Below are 277 nucleotides of genomic sequence, written 5' to 3' on the forward strand. Positions count from 1 at the left end.
TGGCACCGTTAAGATTCATGCGCTCGACAACGGCGCGCAGATGGCCAGGATCGGGCTTGCAGGCTGGCACCGCGTCTGCACCAAGCGCCACCTCGATGAGGCGATCGAGCTCGAGGATTTTCAAAATTTCCTGAGTCAAGGCGTGGGGCTTGTTGGTGCAGATGCCCAGCCTGAAACCGGCAGCATGCAGGCTTTGCAGATCTTCGCGAACGTGACTGAAGAAACGTGTCTTCTCGGCCGGGTTGCGATGATAGTTTTCAATATAGCTTTGAACCGC

1 protein-coding gene is annotated in these 277 nt (G+C 56.3%); it reads right to left on the reverse strand.

All coding sequences use genetic code 11. The features are described 5' to 3' along the window. Positions 1 to 277, reverse strand: a 277-nt coding sequence (locus tag SB719_RS19815; RefSeq protein ID WP_412159687.1) for an HAD hydrolase-like protein, incomplete at both ends; no start/stop codon positions are given.

The sequence above is a fragment of the Pantoea sp. SIMBA_079 genome, from assembly GCF_046940275.1.
GTDB lineage: Bacteria > Pseudomonadota > Gammaproteobacteria > Enterobacterales > Enterobacteriaceae > Pantoea > Pantoea borealis.